Raw genomic sequence first — 15,204 nt, forward strand, 5'->3', positions numbered from 1 at the left:
TTGCTGGGCTCCTGGACATCGTTGGCCCGGATGTCACCCTGGCGGGACAGACGCTCTCGCTGACCATCGCGCCGCGCTGAGAATCGCGCGTGGAGCGCGACAATATGGGCTGCGCGTCAGCGTGTGCGGTAGATCTCTCGGCGATGCCCGACGGCCAGCACGAGGATGACCAGCACTCCGTCGTTGATCTCGTACACGATGCGGAAGTCACCCGTACGGACGCGCCACTCGCCGCCCCCGCCCACGAGCTTCTTCGCCCCTGCCGGGCGCGGTTCTTCGGCCAAGAGTTCGATGGCGGCCTGGATGCGCCGCCGCGCCACCCCGTCGAGCTTCTTGAGTTGGCGGGCGGCACCGGGGCTGATCTCGATGCTGTACGTCACGCGAGGCCCAAGTCAGCCTTCGCCACGTCCCAGGGAATCGTGCCCGCGGTCGCGACCTCCTCGCGCGCTGCGCGGGCAGCCTTGATGTCGGCCAGGTCCTCGGCTGCTTCGATGAGGCGCTCAAGGTCGTCCGCATCGATGACGGCAGCAACCCGGTGTCCGCGGCGCGTCAGGTAGATGGGGTCGTGCTTCACGCGAGCCTCATCGACCACGTCGGCGAGCCGAGCCCGCGCATCGGTCACAGTGAGTTCGGTCATGCCCACAGAGTGTCACTTAGTGACAGAAATGTACATCTCCGCGCATTCACGCAGCTGTCACCTCATCGACATGGGCGCTGCGTTGCACATCCCGTTGGGGCGCCAGGCTGTGCCCCTACGCTGGTCGCTGCCGGTTCCGGGGCCCGGGACGCGTCGATTTCGTTCCGAGGCGCCGGGTACGTTATAGTTTCACGGCTGGCCCACGCGGGTCAGCGGCCAGAAATCTGGCCCCGTAGCGCAGTTGGTTAGCGCGCCGCCCTGTCACGGCGGAGGTCGCGGGTTCGAGTCCCGTCGGGGTCGCTGCAGAGGCGAGCTTCTCGCTTTTGACTGTCCGTCAGGACACGGCCAGGTAGCTCAGCTGGTAGCAGCGTTCGCCTGAAAAGTGAAAGGTCGCCGGTTCGACCCCGGCCCTGGCCACAAGCGAAGAGGGACGCCGCGAGGCGTCCCTCTTCTTTTTCCTCGGCCTCCGCTCAGCACGATTCGGCGCGATAGAGCCAGGCCCGGCACAGGTCGAGTCGGGCCAGCGCGTGCGCGGGCGTCGTCCCCGCGACCAGGCTCAGGATGACCCCGGCGGTCCGCGCCCGGAGTGCGGCCGGGGCCACCATCTGCTCGAACGCCGCGCCCCACGACTGCGTGACCTCGACGATCCGCGGGTAGTGGCTCGGCGAGAGGTCCGGCAGCACCGCCAGGTGCCCGAGGAGGCAGGCCAGGTCGTCCTCGCGCAGGCCGGGGCCCGCGGCGTCCACGTCGATCATGCGGGTGAAGTGCCCCTTCGCGACGAAGACGTTGGCCTCGTAGAAGTCGCCGTGGGTCGGAACGACCGGGCCGGTCGGGGCGTCCGCGACGAGCCGCTGGAGGTGCTGGGTGATCGAACGGATCTCCCCCGCGTGCTGCGGCAGGGCGGCCGCCGCGGTGGCGCCGTGGAAGTCGGCGCGCTCGGCCCACGACTCGCGGCGCGGCAGCGCCAGCAGGCCGTCGGGCATGCGGTCGAGCAGGTCGGCGACCTCCTGCGGCGCCGGCAGAGCCGACGGGTTGTCGTGCCAGGCCACCAGGGCGTGCGCCAGCGAGCGACCCGGGACCTTCTCGGCGACCAGGACGCCGTCCTCGGGTTCGCCGGCGACCACCGGCCCGAGCCCGGCCGCGTCCAGCAGCCGGTAGCGCCGGGAGAGTCCCGCGGCCCGGTCGGCGCGGATCAGCTTCACGTAGTAGCGCTTCCCTCCCCCGTCGAGACGCACGACGGCCCGGCGCAGCGGCCGGTACGACAGCAGCTGACCCCGGGCGCCGCCGTCGCGGCGCTCCGAAGGCAGCCACGCGCGCAGCCGCTCCGGGTCGTCCACCGCCTGCAGCGCGGGCAGCCTCGGGTCGTCGGGGTGCTTCCAGGTGCGCAGCGTCAGCCCGTCGTACTCGAAGGACGCGACCCCCTCGGGCAGCGCCGCGGTGGTCACGATGAGCACGAGTTCGGGCTTGGCGACGGCGGGATCGGCCGACGTCAGGTTCAGCGAGTACAGGACCGTCGTGTCGACCTCCGGCCGGTGGTGTACCCGGTCGACGCCGACGAGCAGGTGCTCGGGGTCGGGCCGGCCCAGGGCAGCCAGGGCCGCGCGGACGATGCCGGCGCGCTGCGGTCCGGTGAACCAATCCAGCGCCCGCTCCTGGTCCGCCCTGTTCGCCATGCGAGCTAGTCCACCACACCGGACAAGCGAACGGAGGCGCGGTGGCGCAGCAGAATGGAGCGCATGGAGACGATCACCAAGAACCGCGCCCACGCCCCGTCCGGCTTCTTCGAGGTGGAGGCCGCCGGGCTGGAGTGGCTGGCCGAGCCGGAGGCCGTCCGGGTGGCGAAGGTCGTCGACGTGGGGCCGGACCACCTGGAGATCGAGCGGCTCGACTCGGCCTCCCCCAGCGGGAAGGCGGCGCGGACGTTCGGCGCCGGGCTGGCGCGGTTACACGACGCGGGGGCGTCCGCGTTCGGCGTCGGACCGGACGGCTGGAACAGCGATGGCTACATCGGCGAGGCGCCGCTCAGCCTCGATCCGGAGGACGCCTGGGGCCATTTCTACGCCCACCAGCGCTGCCTGCCCTACGCGGAGCAAGCTCGGGCGCAGGGTGCCCTGAGCACGGCGGAGTTCGACGTGATCGTCGCGCTCGCCGCCCGGCTCGACGACGGCGACTTCGACGACGAGGCCCCGCCGGCGCGCATCCACGGCGACCTGTGGAGCGGCAACGTGCTGTGGACGCCGACGGGAGTCGGCCTCATCGACCCGGCCGCCCACGGCGGACACCGGGTCACCGACCTGGCCATGCTCGCGCTGTTCGGGACGCCGCACCTCGGCGACATCCTGGACGGCTACGCCGCGACGTCGACGTACCTCCCGGACGACTGGCGCGAGGTGATCGACCTGCACCAGGTGCACCCGCTGCTCGTGCACGCGGTGCTGTTCGGCGGCGGGTACGGCTCGCAGGCCGCCGCGGCGGCGCGTCGCTACCTCTGACGCTCGTCGTCCTCGCCAGCGCTGTCGCGGGCGGCGTCCCGGTCGTCGTGGCGTAGATCGTCCACGGCGTCCAGGCTGACGTAGGCGCCGAGCCAGCGTGCCAGCTCCCGGAACAATCGCTGCCGGGCCGGCGGCCGGGACAGCGTGAGGTCGTGGATGCCGTCCGGGATGCGCACGAGCGTCACCAACGGACCGAGCTTCGCGGCGCGCCCCGCGATCTTGTCGACGTCGAGGACGGTGTCGGTGATTCCGGACAGCTTCTCCGTCTCCGGCGGCGTCAGCGCGCTGCGGGTCGAGCAGGCGATGAACACCGGGCAGGTGATGTCGAGCCCGGCCGCGACCTGGGCGTGTCCGCGGAACACCGCGCGCACCCAGCCGAACCGCACCGGTACGGGTGGCGACGGCATGCGCTCCATCGTGAAGTCCCACTCGCCGCCGTCCTCGTGCTGGACGTCCGTGACGTAGAGGCCGCGCATCTCGGGCAGCTTCAGCGCGGACGTCGGCCGGGCCATCGAAACACCGCGGATCACCGACTCGATGACGGTCATCAGCCCCGGCGGTCCCCACATGTCGAGCCACGGCGAGTTCAGGATCAGCGAATCGAGGCGCCGCGGGTGGGTGCTTGCATACAGCGCGCCGCTCAGGCCGCCCGTCGAGTGCCCCATCAGCGACAGCGACGCGTGGTGCTCGCCCATCACCGCGAACGCGCGGTCGAATTCCTCCGCGTAGGAGGCGAGATCGTCGATGTAGTCCGCGAGCTGGCCCGTCCGATAGCTGCGCCCATAGCGGCGCAGCTCGACGGCGTAGAACGTGATGCCCTGCCGCTCGAAGAACTCCGCCAGGTGCGCCTGGAAGAAGTAGTCGTTCCAGCCGTGGACGTACAGCACCGCGCGTTCGCGTTCGTCGCGCTCCGGGTCTGCCGCCAACGTGTGCCGCACGAGCGTCGCCACCAGCGGAACGTCGGGCTCCTCGTCCAGCGGCTCGGCCGTGAGTGGCAGATCGCGGCGCTCGAACCCGTCGAGGATGTCAGGTCGCCACTCCTCGACCACGTCCGTGCGATTCGCCCCATCGGGGATGGGAAGAGCGGTCGTCAACCGTAGCGGCGTCCGTAATCGCCGGGCTCGTCGTCCTCGCCGTCGGTGTAGCGATCCGCATACTCCGCGTAGTGATCGTCTTCCTGCGGTGGGAGGTCTTCGGGTTGGTTGCCTCGAAGTTCTCGCTCGAGCGAGGAGAAGTCCGTCTCGTAGGTCCGGTACTTCAGATCGCGAGCGACCTTAGTCTGCTTCGCTTTAGCACGGCCGCGCCCCATCCGGGTCGACCCCCTTAGCTACTCAAAGCGGTCAACGCCGCGGGTATCTGTCAATTAATCGTGAAGTCAGGGTACCCAATCCGACGCGTAATACAAAGCTCGTTCGACCGCCGTGGCGGCGCCTAGGTGCGCGGATGGGCACCGGTGAGCTCGACGGTCGCGGCGCCGGACGAGGCGACGGTCTCGCCGAGCACCCAGGCGTCCAGCCCGCGAGCCTGCGACGCGCCGAGCAGGGCGTCCACCGACTCGGGCGGGGCGACGAGCGCCATGCCGACGCCCATGTTGAGGGTCGCCTCGATGTCGGCCTGGCTGACCTCGCCGACGGCCTGGACGACCTGGAAGACCGGGCCCGGCGTCCAGCTGGGGCGCTGCAGGATCGCGGCGACACCGTCCGGGAGGACCCGCGCCAGGTTGTTGGCCAGCCCTCCCCCGGTGATGTGGCTGATCGCGTGCACCTCGGCGGCGTCGATGAGCGCGAGGATGTCGCGGGCGTAGACGCGGGTGGGCGTGAGCAGTTCCTCACCGAGCGTCCGGCCGAACTCGGGGACGTCCCGGTCGAGCCTCCAGCCCGCGCGGTTCAGCAGCACGTGCCGCACCAGCGAGTAGCCGTTGCTGTGCAGCCCCGAGGACGCCAGCCCGACGACGACGTCACCCGGCCGCACCCGGTCGGGGCCGAGGATGCGATCGGCCTCGACGACGCCCGTTGTCGCGCCGGCCATGTCGTACTCGTCCGCGCCCAGCAGGCCGGGGTGCTCGGCGGTCTCGCCGCCCAGCAGTGCCGCGCCCGCCGCCTCGCAGGCCGCGGCGATGCCCTGGACGATGGCGGCGATGCGCTCCGGGACGACGCGCCCGCAGGCGATGTAGTCGGTGACGAACAGCGGCTCCGCGCCGACGACGACGAGGTCGTCCACGAGCATGCCGATGAGGTCGAAGCCGACGGTGTCGTGGACGTCCATCGCCTGCGCGATCGCGACCTTCGTGCCGACGCCGTCGGTCGAGGTGGCCAGCACAGGGTGCGCGTAGTTCTTGAACGCCGACGCGTCGAAGAAGCCGGCGAAGCCGCCCAGGCCGCCCAGCACCTCGGGGCGGTGGGTGCGCGCGACGTGCGCCTTCATCAGCTCGACGGCGCGGTCGCCGGCCTCGATGTCGACACCGGCGGCGGCGTAGGCGGACTGCTCGGTCATCGTCGGTCTCCTGCGTTGAGGTGCATCAGTTCGGCCTGGCCGGCCGGGATCGGGATGGGGTACCGGCCGTCGAAGCAGGCTCGGCACAGCCGCCCGCCCGGGACGCCGGTCGACGCGACCAGCCCTTCGAGGCTGATGTAGCCGAGCGTGTCGGCGCCGATGGAACGGCAGATCTCCTCGGTGGAGAGGCCGGGCGCGATGAGTTCGGCGCGGCTGGCGAAGTCGATGCCGTAGAAGCAGGGCCACTCCACCGGCGGCGAGCTGATGCGCACGTGCACCTCGGCGGCGCCCGCCTCGCGCAGCATCTTCACCAGCGCGCGCTGGGTGTTGCCGCGCACGATCGAGTCGTCCACGACGACGAGGCGCTTGCCCTCGATGGCGTCCCGGATCGGGTTCAGCTTCAGCCGGATGCCCAGCTGCCGGATGGTCTGGGAGGGCTGGATGAACGTCCGTCCGACGTAGGCGTTCTTCACCAGGCCCAGCCCGTACGGGATGCCGGACGCCTCCGCGTAGCCGATGGCGGCCGGGATGCCGGACTCCGGCGTGGGGATCACGAGGTCGGCGTCCACGGGCGCCTCGGAGGCGAGGGTCTTGCCGATCTCGACGCGCACCGAGTAGACGCGACGCTGCGCGATCGTCGTGTCGGGGCGGGCCAGGTAGACGTACTCGAACAGGCAACCCTTGGGGTCGGCCTGGGCGAACCGTTCGGTGCGCAGGCCGGCCTCGTCCACGATGACGAACTCCCCGGGCTCCACCTCGCGGATGAACGCCGCGCCGACGATGTCGAGAGCGGCGGTCTCGGACGCGATGACCCAGCCGTTGTGCAGGCGTCCGAGCACCAGCGGGCGGATGCCCTGCGGGTCGCGGGCGGCATAAAGCGTCCGGCCGGTCATGAACGCCAGGCAGAACGCGCCCTGCAGCCGCGGCAGCACCGCGCGGACGCCCTCCTCCAGCGTCGGGAAGGTGGCCAGCAGCGCGGTGATCAGCGAGGTGTCGTTCGTGGAGTCCATGGCCTCCTTCGGCTTCACGTCCGCGTCCGCATCGCGTTCGTGCAGCCAGGCCACCAGGTCGTCGGTGTTCGTGAGGTTGCCGTTGTGGGCCAGCGCCAGGCCGCCGAAGCCGGTGGCGCGGTAGGTGGGCTGGGCGTTCTTCCAGACGGACGCCCCCGTCGTCGAGTATCGGGTGTGCCCCACCGCGAGGTGGCCGGTGAGAGAGTTCAACGCGTTCTCGTCGAAGACCTGGGAAACCAAGCCCATGTCTTTGAAGACCATGATGCGGTCGCCGTTGCTGACCGCGAGGCCGGCGGACTCCTGGCCGCGGTGCTGCAGCGCGAACAGCCCGTAGTAGGTGAGCTTGGCGACGTCCTCGCCGGGGGCCCAGACGCCGAAGACACCGCATTCCTCGTTGGGCTTGGGGTCGCCGCAGGGGTCCAGAGCACGGCCGGAGCGGCCGTCGGAGAACGTCACGGGGGCAGTCTATGACAGGCGTGCCGGGCCGCAGTCAGCGGCCCGGCACGTCGTCGGGGTTGGACGGCAGGCGTTCAGCGGTGACGCGCCGAGTGCTTGATGCCGTGCCAGTGGGCGTCGATGGCGCCCTCGTGGCCCGCCATGAAGGCGTCCACCTCGGCCTTGTTCGCCTTCAGCTTCGGGTCGTGGTCGAGGTAGTACTTCGTCTCTCGCGCGATGAAGCCGGACAGGATGAGCAGCCCGATGAGGTTCGGGGTGGCCATCAGGCCGTTGGCGAGGTCGGAGAACGTCCACACCAGATCCAGCGAGGCGACGCAGCCGACGAACACGGCCAGCGAGAACACGACGCGGTAGGGCATGACCCAGCGGCGTCCGAACAGCTTCTCGATGTTGCGCTCGCCGTAGTAGCACCAGCCCAGGATCGTGGAGTAGGCGAACATCACCAACGCGACCGTGACGATGTAGTGGCCCCAACTGACGCCTAGGCCGACGTCGAAGGCCTGCGAGGTGAGGACGGACGCGTTGGCGCGGCCCCCGGTCCACTGACCCGTGATGACCAGCACCAGGCCCGTCATCGTGACGACGATGATGGTGTCGATGAAGGTCTGGGTCATCGATACCAGGCCCTGGCGGGTCGGGTGGCTGGTCTGCGCGGCCGCGGCGGCGATGGCGGCCGAGCCCATGCCGGACTCGTTGGAGAAGATGCCGCGCGCCGTACCCATCTGCACCGCGATCATGATCGACGAGCCGAGGAAGCCGCCGGTGGCCGCGGTGCCGGTGAAGGCGTCCGCGAAGATCTGCGCGAAGGCGTCCGGGATCTGCCCCGCGTTCATGCCGAGCAGGACGAGGGCCGCGCCGACGTAGAGGATGATCATGATGGGCACGAAGCCGGCGGTGACCTTTCCGATGGACTTGATGCCGCCGACCAGCACGACGAGCGTGACGATGGCCATGACGACGCCGGTGATCCAGGTCGGGACGCCGAAGGAGTTGTGGATGTTGCCGGCGATCGAGTTCGCCTGCGTGCCGTTGCCGATGCCGAAGGTGGCGATGACGGCCGCGATCGAGAAGAAGACCGACAGGAACGTGCCGAGTTTCCCGCCGATGGCGTCCTTGAGGTAGTACTGCGGGCCGCCGGTGACCTCGCCGGAGACGTCGCGGTGCCGGAAGCGGACGGCCAGGAACGCCTCGGAGTACTTGCTGGCCATGCCGAGCAGGCCGGTGACCCACATCCAGAACAGAGCGCCGGGGCCGCCGACGGAGATCGCGGTCGCGACGCCGACGATGTTGCCGGTGCCGACGGTCGCGGCCAGCGCGGTCGTCAAGGCCTGGTACTGGGAGATCTCGCCGGCTCCGGCGTCGACGCCCTCGTCGTGGCGGTCGACGAGGGCAAGGCGCAGGGCGCTGCCGAGCTTGCGGAACTGCAGGCCGGTGAGGCGAATCGTGAGCCACAGTCCCGTTCCGAGCAGCAGGGGAATGAGGAAGAAGGGACCCCAGACGAAGCTGTCGAGGGCGTTGAGGAATTCGGTGAAAGCCTCCATACGGAGTCCTCTCGCAGGGGGACGGCTCAGGTCGTCCGCGGCGGGAATGGTGGCTGAACTTTTTCAGAACTCGTCACGATGTCAAGCATTTCCCACGCGATGGATCCTGATTCGCCCCCGAAATCTCCGCTCGGGACAGCGGCGGCGGCCAGTTTCCACGGTCAGCGGCCCGACCGCGGCGACGCTTTCGGCCGGCCAGGGGTCAGCGGACGAGGCGCAGCGCCACCGGGTAGCGCGCGTGCATGCCCCGGGACGCCACCGACGCGGCGTGCAGCCGCAACACGACGGACGCCGCGACCACGAGCAGCAGCAGGCTCAGCCCGAGCAGTCGCGACACCATCATCAGCACCACGCTGAGGGCCACCAGGCAGGCGACCGTGATCTCCCAGTTGAGGGATTCGGCGGCCTCGTCCCAGACGAACGCGCTGCGCTTGCCGGCGGTCAGGAGCGTGACGAGCGGGCCGACCCAGTGGGTGAGCACCCCGATCCAGTGCGCCCGCGCCATCGCGGTGCGCTCGGCCGGGTCCGGCTCGGGTTGCGGCGGCCAGGCGTGCAGGCGGTCGGGGCCGTTCTGCCAGCCGAAAGCCGCGGGCCCGTACACCGGGACCGCGTCCGGCGCCGGGGACGGCCAGACCGGCTCGGTGACCGGCGGCGCGAAGTCGGGCCTGGGGTCGTCCGGCTGACGAGGGGCGTTGCTCATGGGCCCAGGCTAGCGGTCCCGCCATCGCGGACGGAGACGGGGCCCGCGCCATGGCTGGCGCGGGCCCCGTCGGGCGATGCGTCGGGTCAGTTCTTCGGCAGGTCCCAGCGCCGGAAGCCGGCGTCCTGGGCGCGGGCCTCGTCGATGAACCAGACGTTCGCCTTGGCCTGGTCGTAGACCGGGATATCGGGCGTCAGGTACACCTTCGTGGTCTTGGCGCCCTTCACCGTCCAGCCCTCGGGGCCGGAGCCGTCGGGGCCGGCGTCCGCGGAACCGGGGCCGAAAGGCCCGTCCCAGCCGGCGGCCAGCGGCTCCTCGTCCTGGGGCTCGACCGACGGGCCGGAGGACGGCACGGCCGCGTCGAAGTCGGACGTCGGCGCCGCCTCCAGGTTGGCGGTCTCGCCTTCGGCGGTGGCCTCGATGACGGCCGGCTCCTGCTGACCCGAGCCGAGGCTCGCGGTCTCGCCGTGCTGTTCGAACTCGTCGTCGCCATCGTCGTCGTGCAGCGGATCGCCACCGACGCCGTCCTCGGTGACGAACTCGGGCGTCGCGACGTGCGCCGGGCCCTGCTCGGTGGGGACGTCGTCGCTCGGGTCGGCGTCCTCGGCCGCCTGGGGCTGATCCTGCTGGCCGAGCGCGGCGCCCACGGGAGCCGCCCCGGCGGGGCTCAGATCGTCCTCGGCCTGCGTGGCCTCGGCGCGCTGCTCGTCGGTGTGGCCGCCGGACTCGCGGTCGGCCTTCGCCGCCTCGAGGGGGACGTGATCCTCCTCGTTGGCCAGCGCATCGTAGGACTGCTCGGTGACGTCGCCCTGCTCGAAGTCGGGACGCACGGTCTCCTCGGGGGCCACCTCGGTGCCGGGCGCGGCCTGCTCGTGACCCAGGTCGCCCTGATCGTGCCCAAGGTCGGCGCGCTGGCCGATCGTGCCCGCGCCCGCGCCCGCGCCGGCGACGAAGCCGTGCCGCTGCGCCGCATCTTCTTGGGCGGCCCGTTCGTCCGCGACGCCCTTGCCGTGGACGTCAACCGGCGCGGTGTCGCCGACCTCGGCCTGGGTGGCGTCGGCGTGACGCCACGAGTCGTCGTCCGAACGGGCGAAGGGATCGTCCGTGTTGGGGCTCTCGCCCGCGAACTCGTCGCGCCGGCCCGCCTCGTCCGACTCGTCCGCCACGTCCTCGGGACGCCGGCGCAGTTCGTCGCTGAGGGTCGGGTCGTACTCGGCGCGACGCAGCTCCTCGTCGGCTTCCGACGTGTCCTTCTCGGCGCGGCGCAGGCGAGGCGAGTGGCCGCCCTCCTCGAGGGTCGCGTCAGTCACGTCGTTGTCGAACTCGTCGTCGCGCACATCCGTCTCGGCGCCTGCGTCGCTCAGACCGGAAACGGTCCGGCGCTCGGCGCTCTCGCCGTCGGGCGTCTGCTCCGTGCTCTGGCGCGCCTCGTCCGTGGAGGTGTCGCGCCACGCGCTCGAGCCGGTGCGCCGGTCGCCGCCCAGGTCGGCGTCGCTGCGCACATCGGGATCGGTGTCATCGATGGCGCGCCGCGGCCTGCCGGCGGTCTCGGCGGCGTCCGCGCTGCCCGCGTCGGTGGCCTGCGCGACGTCTTCGCGACGCTCGATGGTCTGCTGCTCGTCGCGCTCACGCTGCGCGACGGGGGAGGTCGCAGCGTCCCGGTTCGTCTCCCGCCGGTCGGCGGCGTCCACCTGGTTGGCGGAACGGCCGCGGCGCAGCACCACGATGACGACGATCAGGATCACCACGATGGCGAGCACTGCCCACATCCACGGTTCCATTGGTCGAGCCTCACTTTCTGTCCGTATCGAACCCACCCTAAAGCGCGGCCCCGACAACGTCAGCCCCGCGGCGTCCGAACGCCGATCAAGAAAGCGCATCTATCGCGCTGCGACGCCGCGGGAGGGGGGTTCCGGTCCCCTGCGGATCTGGCCCCGGGGTAGCCGCCGCGAGTACCGTGAAGCAAACGGATTCCGTCCGGCCACGCCGCCCGGCCAAGCCTATGAGGTGAGCCATGGAAAGCTTCATCGCCCTCGATGGTGGCCAGTCCACCAGCAAGATCCGTGCCGTCGGCGCGCATGGCGTGCTCGAGGCGACCTTCCCCGGCGTCCGCACGGATCGGCCGCTGCCGCCGCAATGGATCCAGATCATCGAGAGTTTCCTAGCCGACCACCCCCAGGTGCAGGCGTCGTCGCTCGCGGTCGGCTCCAGCGGGCTGGGCAGGGAGACCGCGCACGATTTGGCGCCCGCCCTGTCGAAGCTCGGCTTCACCGAGATCGCGCTCGCCCACGACTCGGTCACCTGCTACCTGGGCTCGCTGGCCCACAACGAAGGCGTGATGGTCGCCGCCGGGACGGGCACGATCTGCCTCGGCGTCGGGCCGCTCGGCTTCGCCCGGGTGGACGGCTGGGGCTGGATCATGGGCGACGCCGGCAGCGCCTACTGGATCGGGCGCACCGCGCTCGAGGCGGCCATGCGCGGCCACGATGGACGCCGCCAGCTCACCGCCCTGACCGACATGGTCGCCGACGAGTTCACCGACCTCGAGCACGCCTACCTCGAACTTCAGGCCGACCCCAACAAGGTCGCGCGCATCGCCGCCCTGGCCGGCGAGGTCAACCGCCTGGCCGACACCGACCGCGTCGCGCGCATCATCGTCGACAAGGCCGCGGCGCACCTGTCCGAGGCGGCGCTGGCCGCGATCCGGCGGGTGGGGCTGAGCGGCCCGTCGGTCCCCCGGGTCGCGGTGCTGGGACGCGTGTTCGACTCCGAGCGCATCCACCGCCAGTTCGTCGACTTCCTGCGGCTGCAGTGGCCCGACTTCGCGCTCGCGCCGTGCGTCGGCGACATCCTCGACGGCACGGCCGCGTTGCTCGGCCTCGACACGCACCACCCGCTGTTCACCCAGGTGTCGTACGCACATCGGGCATCCAAGGCGCCGAGCGCCGCGTCCTGATCAGGCGGGGACGCCCCCGGCTGCGAAGGGCGCCCCCGTGAGGCGTTCGTACGCCTCCACGTAGCGGGCGCGGGTGGCGTCGCGGACGTCGTCCGGCAGGGGCGGGCAGGGCTCGCCGGAGTCGCGGTCCCATCCGGAGTCGTGGACCAGCCAGTCACGGACGAACTGCTTGTCGAAGCTCGGAAGCGAACGTCCGGGCTGCCAGGCCGCGGCGTCCCAGAAGCGGGAGCTGTCGGGGGTGAGCACCTCGTCGGCCAGGACGATCGTGCCGTCGGGGCGGCGTCCGAACTCGAACTTCGTGTCGGCCAAGATGATGCCGCGCCCGTGCGCGATCTCTGCGGCGGCGGAGTAGATCGCCAGCGTCAGGTCGCGGAGCCCGGCCGCGATCGTCTCGCCGTGGAGTTCGACGATGCGCTCGTAGGGCACGTTCTCGTCGTGCTCACCCAGCGGCGCCTTCACCGCGGGGGTGAAGATCGGCTCGGGCAACCGGTCGCCGTCGCGCAGCCCGGGCGGCAGCGGGATGCCGCAGACGGTTCCGTCCGCCTGGTACTCCGCCCAGCCCGAGCCGGTCAGGTAGCCGCGGGCGACGCACTCCACCGGCACCATCTCGAGCTTCTCGACGATGAGTGCGCGGCCACGGACGGCGTCCGGGACGTCGGTGGAGACGACGTGGTTCTCGACCAGCGCGGCCAGCCTGTCGAACCACCAGGTCGACAACTGCGTGAGCACCGCGCCCTTGTCGGGGACCGCGGTGACCAGCACCTGGTCGAAGGCGGAGATGGCGTCCGTGGCCACCATGAGCATGCGGGGCTCGTCGCCCGGCCAGTCGTAGAGCCGGCGCACCTTGCCGGCGTGCAGCAGCGGGAGGTGGAGGCCGTCTGGATCGTTCACCCGATCAGCCTAGGCCCCCGCGCCCCGCGCAGACGCCACCGGTCAGAGGACGTCGCCGGGCGTGTAGGACGCCCCGGCCGGGTACTCCTCGGCCAGCTTCTGGACGCGCTCGGCCAAGACGTCCACCTGGTGCCGGGCCGATCCGGTGAGGTCGAGGGGCTCGGCGACGGCGGCGTCCAACTGCTCACGGGTGATGCCGAGGCGCGGGTCGGCGGCCAGCCGGTCGAACAGGTCGTTGTCACGCAGTCCCTGGCGGCGCATGTCGAGGGCGACGGCCACGGCGTGCTCCTTGATGGCCTCGTGCGCCTGCTCACGTCCCACCCCGTGCTGGACGGCCGCCATCAGCACCTTCGTCGTGGTCAGGAACGGCAGGTAGCGCTGCAACTCCGCCTCGATGACAGCCGGGAACGCGCCGAACTCGCCGAGCACGGTGAGGAACGTCTCGAAGAGGCCGTCGATCGCGTAGAACGCGTCCGGCAGCGCGACGCGCCGGACGACGGAGCACGAGACGTCCCCCTCGTTCCACTGGTCGCCGGCCAGTTCTCCGACCATGGACGTGAACCCGCGGATCACCACCGCCAGCCCGTTGACGCGCTCGCAGGAGCGGGTGTTCATCTTGTGCGGCATCGCGGACGAACCGACCTGGCCCTCCTTGAAGCCCTCGGTGACGAGCTCGGCGCCGGCCATCAGCCGGATCGAGGTGGCGACGTTGGACGGCGCGGCGGCGGTCTGGGCGAGGGCGGTGAGGGTGTCCCAGTCGAGCGAACGCGGGTAGACCTGTCCGGTCGAGGTGAGCACATGGTTGAAGCCGAGGTGCTCAGCGACCCGCCTCTCGAGCTCGGCGAGCTTGGCCGCGTCCCCGCCGAGGAGGTCGAGCATGTCCTGCGCGGTGCCGACCGGGCCCTTGATGCCGCGCGCCGGGTAACGGTCGATGAGGTCGTCCACGCGGGCGAAGGCGATGAGCAACTCGTCGGCGGCGGTGGCGAACCGCTTGCCCAGCGTCGTCATCTGCGCGGCGACGTTGTGGGACCGTCCGGCGATCGGCTGGTCGCGGTACTGCACCGCGAGTCGGGTGAGCTGCACCAGCACGGTGACGATGCGCTCGCGGACGAGCTTGAGCGCCTCGAGCGCCTGGTGCTGCTCGATGTTCTCAGTGAGGTCGCGGCTGGTCATGCCTTTGTGGACGTGCTCGTGGCCGGCCAGTGCGTTGAACTCCTCGATGCGGGCCTTGACGTCGTGGCGGGTGACCCGCTCGCGCTCGGCGATGGACGCCAGATCGACCCGGTCCACGACCGCGCGGTAATCGGCGATGACGGTGTCCGCGTCGTCCCCGCCGAAGTCGACGCCGAGGTCGCGCTGCGCCTCCAGGACGGTCAGCCACAGTCCCCGCTCGGCCACCACCTTCTGCTCGGGGCTCCAGATGGCCTGCATCGCGGCGGACGCGTAGCGGCTGGCCAGCACGTTGGGGACGGTCACGACGGAACTCCTCGGGTCGACGGCAGCGTCATTGTCGCAGACGGCACCAGGGCCCGCCCGGCGGCCCGTGCTCCGGGCACGAGTAGGCTCGACCTCTGGATCAGCCCGATCTCACGACCTGCAAAGGAGACCCATGTCGGTCATCACCGTCCTCGGCCGCGCCCTGCTCGGCGGCATCTTCGTCCACGGCGGGCTCAACCAGCTGAAGTCCCCGGGCGCCGTCGCCAAGCCCTTGGACGCCGCCCGAGACCGCTACGGCCTGGCGTACCTGCCGGTCGAGAGCGAGGACCTCGTCACGTTCAACGGCGCCGCGATGGTCGCCGGTGGGACGGCGATGGCCCTGGGCATCCTGCCGCGCGTCGCCGCCACCGGGCTGGCCCTCTCGCTGGTGCCGACCACGCTGGTCGGCCACCCCTTCTGGGACGCCGACAACGACGCCGACCGTCGCCGCCACCAGACGTCCTTCTGGTCGAACATGTCCGTCCTGGGCGGCCTGCTGATCGAGGCGTCCCGCAAGCGCTGACTCCAGCGCTGCCGCCGATCGGCGCAGCG

At 71.1% G+C, this 15,204-nt stretch carries 14 protein-coding genes, 2 tRNA genes and 1 pseudogene; 5 read left to right on the forward strand and 12 right to left on the reverse strand.

The window, feature by feature from the left end:
• Positions 1 to 116: 116 nt before the first annotated feature.
• Entirely contained in the window at positions 117 to 380 is a 264-nt protein-coding gene (locus tag BN1187_RS02005) for a type II toxin-antitoxin system RelE family toxin (RefSeq protein ID WP_040158283.1), read from the reverse strand.
• Positions 377 to 637, reverse strand: coding sequence for a type II toxin-antitoxin system Phd/YefM family antitoxin (locus BN1187_RS02010; RefSeq protein WP_040158286.1), 261 nt, complete (start codon positions 635 to 637; stop codon positions 377 to 379). The genes BN1187_RS02005 and BN1187_RS02010 overlap by 4 nt, the downstream gene beginning before the upstream one ends.
• 226 nt (positions 638 to 863) lie before the next feature.
• On the opposite strand from BN1187_RS02010, the gene BN1187_RS02015 reads away from it, so the two are divergent.
• Together BN1187_RS02015 and BN1187_RS02020 are read left to right on the forward strand one after the other, a co-directional pair.
• Positions 864 to 937: transfer RNA gene (locus BN1187_RS02015), tRNA-Asp, on the forward strand.
• Positions 938 to 980: 43 nt separating this feature from the next.
• Positions 981 to 1,054: transfer RNA gene (locus tag BN1187_RS02020), tRNA-Phe, on the forward strand.
• Between the two features lie 53 nt (positions 1,055 to 1,107).
• On the opposite strand, the gene BN1187_RS02025 is transcribed toward BN1187_RS02020, so the two are convergent.
• Positions 1,108 to 2,310 (reverse strand): protein kinase family protein, encoded by a 1,203-nt coding sequence (locus tag BN1187_RS02025; protein ID WP_052462177.1) that lies wholly within the window; start codon positions 2,308 to 2,310, stop codon positions 1,108 to 1,110.
• Positions 2,311 to 2,373: 63 nt separating this feature from the next.
• On the opposite strand from BN1187_RS02025, the gene BN1187_RS02030 reads away from it, so the two are divergent.
• Positions 2,374 to 3,129, forward strand: coding sequence for a fructosamine kinase family protein (locus BN1187_RS02030; protein WP_040158289.1), 756 nt, complete (start codon positions 2,374 to 2,376; stop codon positions 3,127 to 3,129).
• Here the strand turns inward: BN1187_RS02030 and BN1187_RS02035 are convergent.
• The 7 genes from BN1187_RS02035 to BN1187_RS02065 form a co-directional block, all read right to left on the reverse strand.
• On the reverse strand, positions 3,120 to 4,223 hold the full coding sequence (locus BN1187_RS02035; protein ID WP_082034446.1) for an alpha/beta hydrolase: 1,104 nt from the start codon (positions 4,221 to 4,223) through the stop codon (positions 3,120 to 3,122). The two genes, BN1187_RS02030 and BN1187_RS02035, sit on opposite strands and share 10 nt — an antisense overlap.
• Complete coding sequence (locus BN1187_RS02040) at positions 4,220 to 4,438, reverse strand: DUF3073 domain-containing protein (RefSeq protein ID WP_040158291.1); 219 nt, start codon at positions 4,436 to 4,438, stop codon at positions 4,220 to 4,222. The genes BN1187_RS02035 and BN1187_RS02040 overlap by 4 nt, the downstream gene beginning before the upstream one ends.
• A gap of 122 nt (positions 4,439 to 4,560) precedes the next feature.
• Positions 4,561 to 5,622 carry a phosphoribosylformylglycinamidine cyclo-ligase gene (purM, locus tag BN1187_RS02045; protein ID WP_040158292.1) on the reverse strand — a complete coding sequence of 354 codons (1,062 nt, stop codon included), beginning with the start codon at positions 5,620 to 5,622 and terminating at the stop codon, positions 4,561 to 4,563.
• Positions 5,619 to 7,088 carry an amidophosphoribosyltransferase gene (gene purF / locus BN1187_RS02050; RefSeq protein ID WP_040158294.1) on the reverse strand — a complete coding sequence of 490 codons (1,470 nt, stop codon included), beginning with the start codon at positions 7,086 to 7,088 and terminating at the stop codon, positions 5,619 to 5,621. The genes purM and purF overlap by 4 nt, the downstream gene beginning before the upstream one ends.
• A 74-nt stretch (positions 7,089 to 7,162) precedes the next feature.
• Complete coding sequence (locus tag BN1187_RS02055; RefSeq protein ID WP_040158296.1) at positions 7,163 to 8,629, reverse strand: alanine/glycine:cation symporter family protein; 1,467 nt, start codon at positions 8,627 to 8,629, stop codon at positions 7,163 to 7,165.
• A gap of 202 nt (positions 8,630 to 8,831) precedes the next feature.
• On the reverse strand, positions 8,832 to 9,329 hold the full coding sequence (locus BN1187_RS02060; RefSeq protein WP_052462179.1) for a DUF4870 domain-containing protein: 498 nt from the start codon (positions 9,327 to 9,329) through the stop codon (positions 8,832 to 8,834).
• An 86-nt stretch (positions 9,330 to 9,415) separates the two neighbouring features.
• Complete coding sequence (locus BN1187_RS02065; RefSeq protein WP_147675045.1) at positions 9,416 to 11,098, reverse strand: sunset domain-containing protein; 1,683 nt, start codon at positions 11,096 to 11,098, stop codon at positions 9,416 to 9,418.
• A gap of 245 nt (positions 11,099 to 11,343) precedes the next feature.
• On the opposite strand from BN1187_RS02065, the gene BN1187_RS02070 reads away from it, so the two are divergent.
• Complete coding sequence (locus BN1187_RS02070) at positions 11,344 to 12,285, forward strand: N-acetylglucosamine kinase (protein WP_040158298.1); 942 nt, start codon at positions 11,344 to 11,346, stop codon at positions 12,283 to 12,285.
• A gap of 33 nt (positions 12,286 to 12,318) precedes the next feature.
• On the opposite strand, the pseudogene BN1187_RS02075 reads toward BN1187_RS02070, so the two are convergent.
• Positions 12,319 to 13,176, reverse strand: a pseudogene (locus tag BN1187_RS02075) (phosphoribosylaminoimidazolesuccinocarboxamide synthase); the annotation flags it as partial.
• Positions 13,177 to 13,218: 42 nt separating this feature from the next.
• Positions 13,219 to 14,652: an adenylosuccinate lyase gene (purB, locus tag BN1187_RS02080; RefSeq protein ID WP_040158302.1), complete on the reverse strand. Its 1,434-nt coding sequence runs from the start codon at positions 14,650 to 14,652 to the stop codon at positions 13,219 to 13,221.
• A gap of 133 nt (positions 14,653 to 14,785) precedes the next feature.
• Here purB and BN1187_RS02085 point away from each other — a divergent pair, with 133 nt between their 5' ends.
• Complete coding sequence (locus BN1187_RS02085; RefSeq protein WP_040158304.1) at positions 14,786 to 15,175, forward strand: DoxX family protein; 390 nt, start codon at positions 14,786 to 14,788, stop codon at positions 15,173 to 15,175.
• Positions 15,176 to 15,204: the final 29 nt, after the last annotated feature.

The sequence above is a fragment of the Nigerium massiliense genome (assembly GCF_000826085.1).
GTDB lineage: Bacteria > Actinomycetota > Actinomycetes > Propionibacteriales > Propionibacteriaceae > Propioniciclava > Propioniciclava massiliense.

Coding starts and splice junctions, on each gene's coding strand:
- BN1187_RS02070 (WP_040158298.1), top strand. CDS start 11,344: ATGGAAAGCTTCATCGCCCTCGATGGTGGCCAGTCCACCAGCAAGATC.
- BN1187_RS02030 (WP_040158289.1), top strand. CDS start 2,374: ATGGAGACGATCACCAAGAACCGCGCCCACGCCCCGTCCGGCTTCTTC.
- purM (WP_040158292.1), bottom strand. CDS start 5,622: ATGACCGAGCAGTCCGCCTACGCCGCCGCCGGTGTCGACATCGAGGCC.
- BN1187_RS02065 (WP_147675045.1), bottom strand. CDS start 11,098: ATGTGGGCAGTGCTCGCCATCGTGGTGATCCTGATCGTCGTCATCGTG.
- BN1187_RS02010 (WP_040158286.1), bottom strand. CDS start 637: ATGACCGAACTCACTGTGACCGATGCGCGGGCTCGGCTCGCCGACGTG.
- BN1187_RS02040 (WP_040158291.1), bottom strand. CDS start 4,438: ATGGGGCGCGGCCGTGCTAAAGCGAAGCAGACTAAGGTCGCTCGCGAT.
- BN1187_RS02060 (WP_052462179.1), bottom strand. CDS start 9,329: ATGAGCAACGCCCCTCGTCAGCCGGACGACCCCAGGCCCGACTTCGCG.
- BN1187_RS02055 (WP_040158296.1), bottom strand. CDS start 8,629: ATGGAGGCTTTCACCGAATTCCTCAACGCCCTCGACAGCTTCGTCTGG.
- BN1187_RS02025 (WP_052462177.1), bottom strand. CDS start 2,310: ATGGCGAACAGGGCGGACCAGGAGCGGGCGCTGGATTGGTTCACCGGA.
- BN1187_RS02085 (WP_040158304.1), top strand. CDS start 14,786: ATGTCGGTCATCACCGTCCTCGGCCGCGCCCTGCTCGGCGGCATCTTC.